This is a genomic window from Pseudomonas sp. TMW22080, from assembly GCF_022496745.1.
GTDB lineage: Bacteria > Pseudomonadota > Gammaproteobacteria > Pseudomonadales > Pseudomonadaceae > Aquipseudomonas > Aquipseudomonas bubulae.
In genome coordinates this window covers 492,814-507,766 of record NZ_SCFF01000005.1, presented here as the reverse complement: position 1 = coordinate 507,766, position 14,953 = coordinate 492,814, and the positions used below count along the sequence as shown (strand labels likewise).

Here is a 14,953-nt window from a genome sequence, read left to right as displayed (position 1 = left end):
TGCCCCCACGTTTGATTTGCGAGATTCCTATGCGCCGCCTGCTTTTGCTCCTGTGTCTACTGTTTGCCGTGCCTGCCATGGGCGCGGGCTTGCTGGATAACCGCCCCAGCGCAACCCTGGGCGCCATCAACAACAGCAGCGACTTTCTGCCAGTACGCGAAGCCTTCAAGCTCAACCTCATCAGCAGCACACCCGAGTCGATCAAGCTGCGCTTCGTGCCCACCGAAGGCTATTACCTGTACCGGCACAAGTTCGCCTTCAAGACCGAACCCGCCGATATCGCCCTGGGCACCGCGCAACTGCCCCCCGGCGAAGCCAAACACGATGAGTACTTTGGCGATGTCGAGGTCTATCACGGCATTCTTGACGTCGATATCCCGCGCCCGGCCAAAGACCAGCGCCCCTTCACCCTGGTGGTCACCTACCAGGGCTGTGCCGACAAGGGCCTGTGCTACCCGCCGGAAACCGAGCGCCTGAGCATCGATGGCGGCACAGCCAGCAGCACCGGCGAACCGGCAACCGCGTGGAACTGGCGCGAACTGGCGCTGTTTTTCCTGGCCGGCCTGGGCCTGACATTTACTCCCTGCGTACTGCCGATGCTGCCGATTCTGTCGGGCGTGGTGTTGCGCGGCCAGGTGGGCGGGCTGCGCGGTTTCAGCCTGTCGCTGGCCTACGTGCTGCCGATGGCGGCCTGCTTTGCCCTGCTGGGCGCCTTGATGGGCATGTTCGGTGCGCAACTCAATTTGCAGGCACGTTTGCAATCGGTGTGGGTGCTGGTGCCTTTCGCGCTGTTCTTCGCCATTTTCGCCCTCGCCATGTTCGGTGTATTTGAACTGAAACTGCCGCAAGCCATCAGCAATCGCCTCGACCGTGTCGCCAATCGCACCCAGGGTGGCTCGCTGTGGGGCGCGGCGGTGCTGGGCGTGGTCTCCAGCCTGCTGGTTTCTCCTTGTGTATCGGCGCCGCTGGCCGGGGCGCTGCTGTACATCAGCGCCAGTGGCGATGCGCTGGGTGGCGGCTTGAAGCTGTTCGCCCTGGGCCTGGGGATGGGCGCACCGTTGCTGTTGGTCGCAACCGGTGGTGCGGCCTGGCTGCCAAAAAGCGGACCGTGGCTGGTCAGTGTGAAAAACGCGATTGGCGTACTGCTGCTCGGCCTGGCAATCGGCCTGCTCAGCCGCGTGCTGCCCGGGCCGGTCACGCTGCTGCTGATCGGCGCGCTGGCGGCGGGTGTCAGTTTGTTCCTTGGCACCCTCGAGTTCACCAGCAAAGCCCCGCGCCAGCGTCTGGCTCAACTGCTGGGCCTGTTTTTACTGGTCTATGCCCTGGCCTGCTGGTTTGGCGCCCTGAGCGGTCAGAGCGATCCGCTCAACCCCATCGGCCATTCCCAAGCGGTTGCCAGCGCCGCAAATGGTTCTGCAGTACCAGCAGGCCAATGGCTCACTGTCAGCACCCCGGCCGAACTGGACAGCGCACTGGCCCAGGCCAAAGCCGCTGGGCAACCACTGTTGCTGGACTGGTACGCCGACTGGTGCATCAGTTGCAAAGTGATCGAACATGAGGTGCTGAATAACCCCAGGGTGCTGGATCTGCTCAAGGGTTACCGACTGGTGCGTTTCGATATGACTGCCAGCAATGCCGAACAACGCGCCCTGCTCGATCACTACAAATTGTTCGGCCCTCCGGCACTGATGTTCTTCGGCAAGGAGGGAGCCGAAATAAGTGACCAACGGGTCATCGGCGAGATCAATGCCGCGGACTTCGCCGAACGTGTTGCGATCGCGAATGACCAGATCTAGAGCCTCAGTCACAAACTTTTCGCGAACATCGGTCATCGTGCTGGCTATTGCAGTTAACTGGACAGCGAATCCGCTTTTCGGCATAGTCGCCCGGCACTGACAACTGCACACAGATAATAAGGAACAGCAGATGGCGACTTTCCTGGTACTACACGGCCCCAACCTGAACCTGCTCGGCACCCGCGAGCCGGGCGTCTACGGCGCTACCACCCTGGCGCAAATCAATCAGGATCTGGAACAAAGGGCCCGTGATGCCGGCCACCATTTGCTCTACCTGCAAAGCAACGCCGAGTATGAATTGATCGACCGCGTACACGCTGCCCGCAACGAAGGGGTGGATTTTATTCTGATCAACCCGGCGGCTTTTACCCACACCAGCGTGGCATTACGTGACGCGCTGCTGGCGGTGAGCATCCCATTCATCGAAGTGCATTTGTCTAACGTGCACAAACGCGAACCTTTCCGCCATCACTCCTACTTCTCCGACGTTGCGGTAGGTGTGATCTGCGGCCTTGGCGCCAGCGGTTATCGACTGGCCTTGGAGGCCGCCCTGGAACAGCTTGAACTACAAGCTAAACGCCCCTGACCGACCCATTGGGAGTTGACGATTCATGGATATCCGTAAAGTTAAGAAACTGATCGAGCTGCTGGAAGAGTCCGGCATCGACGAGCTGGAAATCAAAGAAGGCGAAGAGTCCGTACGTATCAGCCGTCACAGCAAGACACCTGCCCAGCAGTACTACGCGCCAGCCCCAATGCAAGCGCCTGCTGCAGCGCCAGTGGCTGTTGCCCCGGTTGCCACCGTGACCGAAGCGCCTGCTGCACCGAAACTGAACGGTTTTGTGGTCAAGTCGCCAATGGTCGGTACCTTCTACCGCACCCCGGCGCCTACCTCGCCTGCCTTCGTTGAAGTGGGCCAGACCGTCAAGGTCGGCGACACCATTTGCATCGTGGAAGCGATGAAAATGATGAACCACATCACCGCCGAAAAAGCCGGTGTTATCGAATCCATCCTGGTAGAAAACGGTCAGCCGGTTGAATTCGACCAACCGCTGTTCACCATCGTTTGAACCACGGGGAGCCAACGATGTTGAAGCCTCAGAAGCTGGAAAAAGTCCTGATCGCCAACCGTGGCGAGATTGCTTTGCGCATCCTGCGGGCGTGCAAGGAAATGGGGATCAAGACTGTCGCGGTGTACTCCACTGCCGACAAAGAGCTGATGCACCTGGGCCTGGCAGACGAAACCGTCTGCATCGGTCCGGCACCGGCCAACCTGTCTTACCTGCACATTCCGGCCATCATCGCGGCCGCGGAAGTGACCGGTGCCACGGCGATTCACCCGGGCTACGGCTTTTTGGCTGAAAACGCCGACTTCGCCGAACAGGTCGAGAAATCCGGTTTTGCCTTCATCGGCCCGAAAGCCGACACCATTCGCCTGATGGGCGACAAGGTATCGGCCAAGCACGCCATGATCGCAGCAGGCGTTCCGACCGTTCCAGGTTCTGACGGCCCGCTGCCGGAAGACCCTGAAACCGCATTGCGCATTGGCCGTGAAGTCGGCTATCCGGTAATCATCAAGGCCGCTGGCGGCGGTGGTGGTCGCGGCATGCGCGTTGTGCACCGTGAAGAAGACCTGATCGAAGCTGCCAAGCAGACCCGCGAAGAAGCCGGCGCCTGGTTCAGCAACCCGATGGTCTATCTCGAGAAATACCTGACCAATCCGCGTCACGTGGAAGTTCAGGTCATTTCCGACGGCCAGGGCAATGCCATCCACCTGGGCGACCGCGATTGCTCGCTGCAACGTCGTCACCAGAAAGTGCTGGAAGAAGCTCCGGCACCGGGCATCGACGAAACCGCACGCGCCGAAGTTCTGGCACGTTGCGTACAGGCCTGTGTGGACATCAACTACCGCGGCGCGGGTACTTTCGAGTTCCTGTACGAGAACGGTCGTTTCTACTTCATCGAGATGAACACTCGTGTGCAAGTAGAGCACCCGGTGTCCGAAATGGTCACTGGCATCGACATCCTCAAAGAGATGTTGAGCATCGCAGCCGGCAACAAGCTGTCCTTCACCCAGGCTGACGTGAACATTCACGGTCACTCGCTGGAGTGCCGGATCAACGCGGAAGACCCGGCGACGTTCATGCCGAGCCCAGGCATGGTCAAGCACTTCCACGCTCCGGGCGGCAACGGCGTTCGCGTCGATTCGCACCTGTACAGCGGCTACAAGGTTCCGTCCAACTACGACTCCCTGATCGGCAAGCTGATCACCTGGGGCTCGACCCGTGACGAAGCCATGGCGCGCATGCGCAATGCCCTGGACGAAATCGTGGTCGACGGGATCAAAACCAACATCCCGTTGCACCGTGATCTGGTGAATGACGAAGGCTTCTGCAAAGGCGGCGTCAACATTCACTACCTGGAACACAAACTGGCTAATCAGTAAGTTTGTATTCTGATCAACAAAGCCGCTTTCGAGCGGCTTTGTTGTTTCTGCAAGGCAGGCAACTGCCCTTGTGGGAGCGGGCTTGCTCGCGGTGGCCTCACACGGGCCAACCTGCCAGACCAGGTCGCCTGTATCGCGAGCAAGCCCGCTCCCACCAGGGATCCGTTGCATTCATCGTTTTTTGATTACCCCCCATGCCTACGCTCGCGTAAACTTGCGCGCTTCTCGCGGCCCGACCGGCTGCACACTCCAATTTTTCAAAGGTGCCCGCCATGCCTTGGCTGCAAGTACGCCTCGCCATCAGCCCGGAACAAGCCGAAACCTACGAAGACGCGTTCCTCGAAGTCGGTGCCGTTTCGGTTACGTTCATGGACGCCGAAGACCAACCGATCTTCGAACCTGAGCTCAACACCACCCCGCTGTGGTCGCACACCCATTTGCTGGCACTGTTCGAAGGCGGCACCGAAGCCGAACTCGTACTCTCCCATCTGGAACTGCTGACCGGTTCGCCACTGCCTGAGCATCACGCCGAAGTGATCGAAGACCAGGACTGGGAACGCAGCTGGATGGACAATTTCCACCCGATGCGTTTTGGCCAGCGCCTGTGGATCGTGCCAAGCTGGCACGCGGCTCCCGAGCCGGATGCCGTCAACCTGCTGCTCGATCCGGGCCTGGCTTTCGGCACCGGCACCCACCCGACCACCGCCCTGTGCCTGGAATGGCTGGACGGTCAGGACCTGAAAGACTGCAACGTACTGGACTTCGGCTGCGGCTCGGGCATCCTCGCCATCGCAGCCCTGTTGCTGGGAGCCAAGGAAGCCGTCGGCACCGATATCGACGTGCAGGCGCTGGAAGCCTCACGCGACAACGCCAACCGCAACGGCATCGACCCGGCCCTGTTCCCGCTGTACCTGCCGCAAGACATGCCACAAGTGCAGGCCGATGTCGTGGTCGCCAATATCCTCGCCGGCCCACTGGTTGCTTTGGCCCCGCAACTGTCGAGCCTGGTCAAACCGGGTGGTCGCCTGGCACTGTCGGGCATCCTCGCCGAACAGGGCGAAGAAGTGGCCGCCGCTTACGCCCAGGACTTCGATCTGGACCCGATTGCCAATCGCGATGGCTGGGTGCGCATCAGCGGCCGTCGGCGCTAGAATGAAACCATGCCCAATCCGGATGGCCGCATGAGCGATAGCTTCGTTACCCAGTGCCCACATTGCCAGACCAGTTTTCGCGTCAGCCACGCCCAGTTGGGCATGGCGCGCGGTGTGGTGCGCTGTGGCGCCTGCCTGCAAGTGTTCAATGCCGCGCAGCAGCTGCTGAACCAGAGCACTGAAACAGGGCAGCCGCCCGCCGTGGAGATGCCCGTCGTCGCCGCGCCCGAAGTGATCGAACCTACCCCTGTCGAAGTACCTGCCCCAACCGTGCCGGTCAACCCGGCACCGTGGCAGACCAGCACGATCGATCTCGACCATCTGGATCTGGACGAAGAACTGGCCAAGCTCGAAGAGCGTGAAATCCAGCCCAGCAAAAGCTTTGGCCAACCGCACAAGCCCAAAACCACGTCGCTAAGCGCTCGTCGCGAAACCTCTGACGCAGAAGAAGGTGAGTGGTCAGACAGCCTGTTCAGCGAATCTGCGGCAGACCGCGCCGAATCCGCCAAGGTTGCCGGGCAAGCCGCCGAGATTGCGCAAACCGGACGCACCGAGCCGTCATTGTCACTGGACCTCGATGAACCCGACGATACCCCGCCGCTTCAGCTTTCCCTGGACGACGACCTCGAACCGCCGCTGACAGGCGAACGACTGTCTGCCACCGAGGACGAGGACGACGCACTCCCTGAGCCTGCGCCCGTCAGCAAGGACAGACGCAAACGCAATGAACCGGCCATGGGCGAAGACCCGCTGATGGATCTGGTGGACGATCCGCTGCAGCTGGACTGGCAAAAACGCCGTACGCCCTGGGGCAAACGCCTGCTCTGGAGCTTGCTGGTACTCCTTGCCGCAGGCGCACTGGCCGGGCAGTACATTGCCAACCACTTCGACGAACTGGCACGCCAGGACCAGTACCGCCCGATCTTCCAGCAGCTGTGCCCGCAGATCGGCTGTACGGTGCCCTCCAAGGTCGATATCGACCGGATCAAGAGCAGCAATCTGGTGGTACGCAGTCATCCGGAATTCGCCGGTGCGCTGGTGGTGGATGCAATCCTCTACAATCGCGCACCGTTCTCTCAGCCCTTCCCGCTGCTGGAGCTGCGATTTGCCGATCTCAACGGCAAAATGATCGCCAGTCGTCGGTTTAAACCTGGCGAATACCTCAGCGGCGACTTGGCCAAAGCCGAAATGCCACCGCAAACCCCTATCCACATTGCTCTGGACATCCTCGACCCGGGCCCCAAGGCCGTGAACTACAGCCTGAGTTTTCACTCGCCCGAATGAGCGGGTTTCGCACAAGTTGCTAGCTTTAAGCTGTAACCGACACGTTTAAAGCGCACCGGCTTGCCGCTTGACCCTTGAAACTTGCTGCTTATTGTTCAAAATTCACTCAATTGCAGCTTTAACCAGTCATCGAGAGCGGGTATCATGCCAACCCTTTTTCGAACTCCCAAGATCCGGCCCCACAACAGGGAAGTCCTATGTCGGCGGTACGCATCGGCCCATATACATTGAACAACGGTTTGATTCTCGCCCCCATGGCGGGTGTCACCGACCAGCCCTTTCGTCAGCTTTGCCGACGCATGGGTGCAGGCCTGGTTGTTTCGGAAATGGTCACCAGTGACATGAGTCTCTGGAACAGTCGCAAATCGCGCCTGCGCATGATTCACGACGGTGATCCCGAGCCACGCTCGGTACAGATCGCCGGCGGTGATGCGCAAATGCTGGCAGACGCCGCCAGAGCCAATGTGGAGCTGGGCGCACAGATTATTGATATCAACATGGGTTGCCCGGCAAAGAAGGTCTGCAACAAGGCCGCCGGCTCCGCGTTGCTGAAAGACGAAGCACTGGTAAACGAGATCCTGCAGGCCGTCGTGGCTGCGGTTGATGTGCCGGTTACCCTGAAGATCCGCACCGGCTGGGACCGGGACAACAAGAACGGCATCACGGTGGCAAAGATCGCCGAACAAGCCGGGATCAGCGCACTGGCGGTGCACGGCAGAACCCGTGCCGACCTGTACACCGGTGATGCCGAGTACGACACCATTGCCGCGATCAAGCAGGCCGTGTCGATACCGGTGTTTGCCAACGGCGATATCGATTCACCCCAAAAGGCCCTGCACGTGCTGAGCGCGACCGGGGCTGACGGACTGTTGATTGGCAGGGCGGCCCAGGGGCGGCCCTGGATTTTCCGCGAAGTCGATCACTTTCTGCGTACCGGGCAACTGCTGCCGGCACCGGAGATGATCGAAGTGGAACGTATTCTGCTAGAGCACCTGGCTGCATTGCACACCTTCTATGGGGAGGTGCTGGGCGTACGTATCGCCCGTAAGCATGTCGGGTGGTATCTGGCAACCTTGCCGGGCGCCAAGGAGTTTCGCGCCCACTTCAATCGTTTGGAAGATACGGAAGCACAATGCGCCAACGTTCAGGCGTTTTTCGCCGAACGACACAAGAGCCTGGTGACAGGGGACGAAGGATGGGTGGCCGCATGACGATGATGACCGAGACATTAGTGAGTGGAACAACGCCCGTGAGCGACAACGTCAACTTGAAACAGCACCTCAATACACCGAGCGAAGAAGGCCAGACCCTTCGCGGGAGTGTCGAGAAGGCGCTGCACAATTATTTCGCCCATCTGGAGGGCGCTGAAGTCACGGACGTCTACAACCTGGTACTTTCCGAAGTCGAGGCTCCCCTTCTCGAGTGCGTCATGAACTACGTCAAGGGCAACCAGACCAAGGCCTCCGAGCTGCTGGGCCTCAATCGCGGCACCTTGCGCAAAAAGCTCAAACAGTACGATCTGCTGTAAGCATTCAATCAAACCTGAAAGGCGTCCTGATAAAACAGGCCGCCTTTTTTGCTGACTCCTTTGCTTTTGATGGAAATCGAGATGACCGATCAGACTACCCGCCTGCCGATCCGCCGCGCTCTAATCAGCGTTTCCGACAAAACCGGAATCCTTGATTTCGCCCGTGAACTGGAAGCCCTCGGCGTCGAGATCCTGTCCACTGGCGGTACCTTCAAGCTGCTGCAAGACAACGGTGTGGCCGCTGTTGAAGTCGCGGACTACACCGGCTTTGCAGAAATGATGGACGGTCGGGTGAAAACCCTGCATCCGAAAATCCACGGCGGCATCCTGGGCCGTCGCGGCATCGACGACGACATCATGAACGAGCACGGCATCAAGCCGATCGACCTGGTCGCGGTCAACCTCTACCCGTTCGAAGCCACCATCTCCAAACCAGGTTGCGACCTGCCGACCGCCATCGAGAACATCGATATCGGTGGCCCGACCATGGTTCGCTCGGCAGCGAAAAACCACAAAGACGTGGCCATCGTGGTCAATGCCAGCGACTACGCCAATGTTCTGGAAAACCTCAAGGCCGGCGGCCTGACCTACGCGCAGCGTTTCGACCTGATGCTCAAGGCCTTCGAACACACTGCCGCCTACGACGGCATGATCGCCAACTACCTGGGCACCGTGAACCAGGCCGCTGAAACACTGAGCACCGAAGACCGCGGCCTGTTCCCGCGCACCTTCAACAGCCAGTTCATCAAGGCCCAGGAAATGCGCTACGGCGAGAACCCGCACCAGAAAGCGGCGTTCTACGTTGAAGCCAAGCCGACCGAAGTCAGCATTGCCACTGCAACCCAGCTGCAAGGCAAGGAACTGTCGTTCAACAACGTGGCCGATACCGATGCCGCGCTGGAATGTGTAAAAAGCTTTGTCAAACCGGCATGCGTCATCGTCAAGCACGCCAACCCGTGCGGCGTTGCCGTCAGCCCGGACGCCGAAGGCGGCATTCGCCAGGCCTACGAGCTGGCATACGCCACGGATACCGAGTCGGCTTTCGGCGGCATTATCGCTTTCAACCGTGAGCTGGACGCCGAAACGGCCAAGGCCATTGTCGAGCGTCAGTTCGTTGAAGTGATCATCGCCCCGTCCGTGAGCGAAGAAGCTCGCGCCATCGTGGCCGCCAAAGCCAACGTGCGCCTGCTGGCCTGCGGCCAGTGGAGCGAAGATCGCGCCCCGGCCTGGGACTTCAAACGCGTTAACGGCGGTTTGCTGGTACAGAGCCGCGACATCGAGATGATCGGCAGCGAAGACCTGAAAGTCGTGACCAAGCGCGCCCCGAGCGAGCAAGAGATCAACGACCTGATCTTTGCCTGGAAAGTGGCCAAGTACGTAAAATCCAACGCCATTGTTTACGCCAAGGGTCGTCAGACCATCGGTGTCGGCGCAGGCCAGATGAGCCGCGTAAACTCGGCCCGTATCGCTGCGATCAAGGCTGAACACGCCGGCCTGCAAGTGCAGGGCGCGGTCATGGCATCGGACGCATTCTTCCCGTTCCGTGACGGCATCGACAACGCAGCCAAAGCCGGTATCACTGCCGTGATCCAGCCAGGCGGCTCGATGCGTGACAACGAAGTGATTGCAGCCGCTGACGAAGCGGGCATTGCCATGGTGTTCACCGGCATGCGCCACTTCCGTCACTAACAGCACGATCCCATGTAGGCACCGGCTTTTGTGGGAGCTGGCTTGCCTGCGACAGCAACACCTCGGTAGTGTCTGAAACACCGAGGTGCCTGTATCGCGGGCAAGCCCGGCTCCCACAAAAGCCCGGCCTTCAGGCACCTCAGCGGTGCTCATCAGAATTCAGCGTCATCCGAGGTTTTTGAAATGAATGTTTTGATCATTGGCAGCGGTGGCCGCGAACACGCACTGGCCTGGAAAGTAGCTCAGGACCCACGTGTCGCCAAAGTATTCGTTGCCCCGGGCAACGCCGGCACCGCCATTGAAGCCAAATGCGAGAACGTCGCCATCGACGTGCTGGCCCTTGAGCAACTGGCAGACTTTGCCGAGAAAAACGTTTCCCTGACCATCGTGGGCCCGGAAGTCCCGCTGGTTGCCGGTGTGGTTGACCTGTTCCGCTCCCGTGGCCTGGACTGCTTCGGCCCGACCGCTGGCGCTGCCCAGCTGGAAGGCTCCAAGGCGTTCACCAAAGACTTCCTGGCGCGTCACAAGATCCCGACCGCCGACTACCAGAACTTCACCGAAATCGAACCGGCTCTGGCTTACCTGCAAAAAGTCGGCGCGCCGATCGTGATCAAGGCTGACGGCCTGGCCGCAGGTAAAGGCGTTATCGTTGCCATGACCCTGGCCGAAGCCGAAGACGCCGTGCGTGACATGCTCGCAGGCAACGCCTTTGGCGAAGCCGGTTCGCGCGTGGTGATCGAAGAGTTCCTCGACGGCGAAGAAGCCAGCTTTATCGTGATGGTCGACGGCAAGAACGTATTGCCGATGGCCACCAGCCAGGACCACAAGCGTGTCGGTGACGGCGACACCGGCCCGAACACCGGAGGCATGGGCGCTTACTCCCCTGCCCCGGTGGTCACCGCTGACGTTCATCAGCGCGTCATGGACCTGGTCATCTGGCCAACCGTGCGTGGCATGGCCGAAGAAGGCAACGTCTACACCGGTTTCCTGTACGCAGGGCTGATGATCGACAAGGCCGGTAACCCGAAAGTGATCGAGTTCAACTGCCGCTTCGGCGATCCGGAAACCCAACCGGTGATGCTGCGCCTGCAATCGAGCCTGGTACTGCTGGTTGAAGCGGCTCTGGCTCAAGCGCTGGACAAGGTTGAAGCGCAATGGGATCCGCGCCCGAGCCTGGGTATCGTGCTGGCCGCCGGCGGCTACCCTGGCGATTACGCAAAAGGTACTGTCATCCAGGGTCTGGACGCAGCCGCCAAGCTGGAAGGCAAAGTGTTCCATGCCGGTACTGCACTCAATCAAGCCGGTGAGGTGGTGACCTCGGGGGGGCGCGTGTTGTGCGCAACCGCCATGGGCGACACCGTAGAAGCGGCACAGCACAAGGCTTACGAGCTGGCCAAGGCCATCGAGTGGGAGGGTTGCTTCTACCGTAACGATATCGGCTACCGTGCCATTGCTCGCGAACGTGGTGAACCTCAGGAGTAAACACTCCATACGGATAGGCGGGGCGTCTGCGCCCTTGCCTAACCGTTCCAGGCCCGCGCATAGTTACCGTCTAGCTTCAATCCATGAAGGGATTTCGCCGTGCGCTGGCTCAGGATCGCCATAGCTTTTACCGCCGCCCTACTGGCCACTGTGCTTGGCATGATGCCTGCGCAAGCCGCTACAGCGACCAGTTGGTCTGTTCTGTCAGACCCGCAGGCCAGCCTGCAACTGAGCGATGTACGCTCCCCTCGCCTGTCCAGCCAGTTCAGCCCTGTCGACCTTGACCGCATTGGTGCTGCTGAACCCGGCGAAGCCTTGTGGCTGCGTGTACGCCTGCAACCCGACAAGCACGAGCAGATCCTGCGGCTGTTTGCCCCTGACCTGGCGCGCCTGGACATGTATGTATTCGATGATCAAAAACTGATCAGCGAAATCAACACCGGCTCGGCATTGCCCACCAACCGCAAACCGGTGCCCAGCAGTGACTACCTGCTGCCCCTGCCGCAAAGCGCCGAACCGCTGGATGTTTACCTGCGCATGGTCTCTGACCACCAGCTGCGCCCCCACATTACTCTCGACACTGCCGTGATGCTGGCCGCCAGCCAGAGCAAGCCCCTGCTCTATGGCCTGTTGCTGGGCTGCATGACGATGCTGTTGCTGCACAACATTGTGCGCTTTGCCTTCAGCCGCTCGCCCAGCAGCCTGTGGCTGGCGATCTGCGAAGCATTGCTCATGGCCAGTTCAGTGTTGTTCCTGAACCTGCTCGACCCCTGGCTGGGGCAGTGGCACAGCCTGCAAACCCCGGGCGCCTACCTGACACTGCTGCTGACCGCGCCGTGCGGGCTGATGTTCACCTATAGTTTTTTCGCGAGTCGCGGTGCCCATCGGCTGCTCAAACTGCTGCTGCTGGACATTCTTATTATCGCCCTCGGTGGCCTGTTGCTGCTGTTTATCGACAACCTGCCGCTGAACCTCATTACCTATGCCCTGGTCGGACTGGCAAGTGTCAGCATTCTGGCCGTATCGGTTTACCACTGGCAAAAGGGCTACAAACCGGCACGCATGTTTGCCATGGCGATGGTGATTTTCAATATCGGCACCCTGGTGATTCTCCCGGCGCTACTGGGCCTGACCCTCATCGCACCGCAGGAGCTGGTGCTGGCGCTGATGTGCGTGGTGTGCATCAGCGGCTTGCTGATGAGCTTCGCCCTGAGCGAACGCAACCGCAGCATCACCCAGGCCCAGTTCAGCATCAGCCGCGAACTGGCGGCCAGCACGGCCGAAGTCAATGCCAAGGCCGAGTTCCTGTCCAAGATCAGCCATGAAATCCGCACCCCCATGAACGGCGTGCTGGGCATGACCGAGCTGCTGCTGGGCACACCGCTTTCGGTCAAGCAGCGCGACTACGTACAGACCATCCACAGCGCCGGTAATGAGCTGCTGACGCTGATCAACGAAATCCTCGACATTTCCAAGCTTGAGTCAGGGCAGATCGAACTGGATGACGTGCAGTTCGACCTCAATGCCCTGATCGAGGATTGCCTGAGCATCTTCCGCACCAAGGCCGAACAGCAGAACGTCGAACTCATCAGCTTTATCCAGCCACAAGTGCCACGGGTGATCAGCGGCGACCCCACACGCTTGCGCCAGACCCTGCTCAGCCTGCTCGAAAGCTCCCTGAAAAAGACCGACGAGGGTGAGATCCTGATCGTCGTGGCCCTTGAGGAGCGTAATGGCCCGCCACGCTTGCGCATTGCCATCCAGGACTCCGGCCAGCCGATGGATGAGCAGGAGCGTGACGCCCTGTTGCACGCCGAACTGCACAGCAAGAACTTCCTTGCCGCCACCCGCCTGGGCGGCCACCTGGGGCTGGTGATCGCCCGCCAGCTGATCATGCTGATGGGCGGCGAATTCGGCATAAAGTCCGGTCAAACCACCGGCAGCAACCTGTGGCTGACCCTGCCCCTGGACCCGCAACACCTGGAACACCCCACCTCGGACCTCGACAGCCCGCTCAAAGGCGCGCGGGTACTGGTGGTGGACGACAACGACACCTGCCGCAAAGTGCTGGTGCAGCAATGCTCCGCCTGGGGCTTGAATGTCAGCGCCGCCGCCTCGGGCAAGGAAGCCCTGGCCTTGCTGCGCACCAAGGCGCACTTGCGTGACTACTTCGACATTGTCCTGCTGGACCAGAACATGCCCGGCATGACCGGCATGCAACTGGCCGCCAAGATCAAGGAAGACCCGAGCCTCAATCACGACATCCTGCTGGTCATGCTCACCGGTATCAGTAATGCCCCTAGCAAGATCATTGCGCGTAACTGCGGGATCAAGCGCATCCTCGCCAAACCGGTGGCCGGCTACACCCTCAAGACCACCCTGGCGGACGAACTGACCCAGCGCAACAAAGGCCATGCCGCCGCACAAACCACCGCCAATGGCCCCGCTGCCGTTGCGGTCTCCGTGCCCGGCGACTTCCGCATTCTGGTGGCCGAAGACAACAACATCTCGACCAAGGTTATCCGCGGCATGCTGGGCAAGCTCAACCTGAACCCGGACACGGCCTGCAATGGTGCCGAAGCGCTCAAGGCGATGAAGACCCAGCGCTATGACCTGGTGCTGATGGACTGTGAAATGCCGGTACTCGACGGATTTTCCGCCACCGAGCAGTTGCGCGCCTGGGAAGTCAGCCACCAGCGGGTACGAACTCCGGTTGTCGCCCTGACCGCCCACATCCTTACCGAACACAAGGAACGCGCCCGGCAGGCCGGTATGGACGGGCATATGTCCAAACCCGTGGAACTGTCGCAACTGCGCGAACTGGTGGAGTTTTGGGTCGAACAACGTGAGCTGCGTCAATCCCGTACGCAACTGTCCTAACAGACAGCCAATCCCCCTGATAGACTTTCGGCGCCCCCTATCGATGTGAGCTCAGACCATGCTCCATGTGCTGTTCAGTGTGTACTTGAAGATGCTGGTGCTTTACAGCCCGTTTTTCGTGCTGTCGTGCTTTATCAGCCTGACCCGGGGTTACTCGAACAAGGAACGCCGCCGGCTGGCCTGGAAAGTGGCCCTGGCCACGCTGATCTCCAGTGTATTGCTGTACCTGTTCGGGCGCACGATCTTCAGCGTCTTCGGCATCACCGTCGATGCATTCCGCATCGGTGCCGGCAGCGTGCTGTTTATCTCGGCGCTGGGCATGGCCCAAGGCAAGTCTGCGGTGCAAACAGACAATGTGCAGCAGGACGTGACGATTGTGCCCTTGACCATCCCGCTCACTGTCGGGCCCGGCACGATCGGTGCGTTGCTGGTCATGGGTGTCAGCCAGCCCCACTGGGATGACAAGCTAATGGCGATTGTCAGTATTGCCCTGGCCAGCCTGACGGTGGGCGTGGTGCTTTACCTGTCCAACCGCATCGAACGGATTCTCGGTGAGCAGGGTTTGCAGATCGTCAGCCGCCTGATGGGCCTGTTTGTCTGCGCCCTTGCAGCCCAGATCATCTTTACCGGGATCAGGGGCTATATGGTCCCCTGAAAACACATAGAACTGTGGGAGCGAGCCTGCTCGCGAAAGGCT

At 60.3% G+C, this 14,953-nt stretch carries 12 protein-coding genes; all 12 read left to right on the top strand.

Annotation, left to right across the window (positions count from 1 at the left end):
• The first annotated feature begins 29 nt into the window (after positions 1–29).
• Positions 30–1,796: a protein-disulfide reductase DsbD gene (locus tag EQV96_RS19265; RefSeq protein ID WP_240882259.1), complete on the top strand. Its 1,767-nt coding sequence runs from the start codon at positions 30–32 to the stop codon at positions 1,794–1,796.
• A 130-nt stretch (positions 1,797–1,926) separates the two neighbouring features.
• Positions 1,927–2,382, top strand: coding sequence for a type II 3-dehydroquinate dehydratase (gene aroQ, locus EQV96_RS19260; protein ID WP_048360251.1), 456 nt, complete (start codon positions 1,927–1,929; stop codon positions 2,380–2,382).
• Between the two features lie 25 nt (positions 2,383–2,407).
• Entirely contained in the window at positions 2,408–2,866 is a 459-nt protein-coding gene (gene accB / locus EQV96_RS19255; protein ID WP_095001030.1) for an acetyl-CoA carboxylase biotin carboxyl carrier protein, read from the top strand.
• A 17-nt stretch (positions 2,867–2,883) separates the two neighbouring features.
• Positions 2,884–4,242 carry an acetyl-CoA carboxylase biotin carboxylase subunit gene (gene accC / locus EQV96_RS19250; RefSeq protein WP_095001029.1) on the top strand — a complete coding sequence of 453 codons (1,359 nt, stop codon included), beginning with the start codon at positions 2,884–2,886 and terminating at the stop codon, positions 4,240–4,242.
• Between the two features lie 272 nt (positions 4,243–4,514).
• Entirely contained in the window at positions 4,515–5,393 is an 879-nt protein-coding gene (gene prmA / locus EQV96_RS19245) for a 50S ribosomal protein L11 methyltransferase (RefSeq protein ID WP_095019748.1), read from the top strand.
• A gap of 30 nt (positions 5,394–5,423) precedes the next feature.
• A complete protein-coding gene (locus EQV96_RS19240; protein ID WP_240882258.1) occupies positions 5,424–6,677 on the top strand; it encodes a DUF3426 domain-containing protein in 1,254 nt (417 codons plus the stop codon).
• Between the two features lie 197 nt (positions 6,678–6,874).
• Positions 6,875–7,888, top strand: coding sequence for a tRNA dihydrouridine synthase DusB (gene dusB / locus EQV96_RS19235; protein ID WP_095020812.1), 1,014 nt, complete (start codon positions 6,875–6,877; stop codon positions 7,886–7,888).
• Positions 7,885–8,205, top strand: a complete 321-nt coding sequence (fis, locus tag EQV96_RS19230; protein WP_003439210.1) for a DNA-binding transcriptional regulator Fis — start codon at positions 7,885–7,887, stop codon at positions 8,203–8,205. The genes dusB and fis overlap by 4 nt, the downstream gene beginning before the upstream one ends.
• 81 nt (positions 8,206–8,286) lie before the next feature.
• Entirely contained in the window at positions 8,287–9,894 is a 1,608-nt protein-coding gene (gene purH / locus EQV96_RS19225) for a bifunctional phosphoribosylaminoimidazolecarboxamide formyltransferase/IMP cyclohydrolase (RefSeq protein WP_095019746.1), read from the top strand.
• A 183-nt stretch (positions 9,895–10,077) separates the two neighbouring features.
• A complete protein-coding gene (gene purD, locus EQV96_RS19220; protein ID WP_095001025.1) occupies positions 10,078–11,376 on the top strand; it encodes a phosphoribosylamine--glycine ligase in 1,299 nt (432 codons plus the stop codon).
• A gap of 99 nt (positions 11,377–11,475) precedes the next feature.
• Complete coding sequence (locus tag EQV96_RS19215) at positions 11,476–14,256, top strand: hybrid sensor histidine kinase/response regulator (RefSeq protein ID WP_095001024.1); 2,781 nt, start codon at positions 11,476–11,478, stop codon at positions 14,254–14,256.
• 58 nt (positions 14,257–14,314) lie between these two features.
• Entirely contained in the window at positions 14,315–14,911 is a 597-nt protein-coding gene (locus EQV96_RS19210) for a MarC family protein (RefSeq protein WP_095001023.1), read from the top strand.
• The last annotated feature ends 42 nt before the right edge of the window (positions 14,912–14,953 follow it).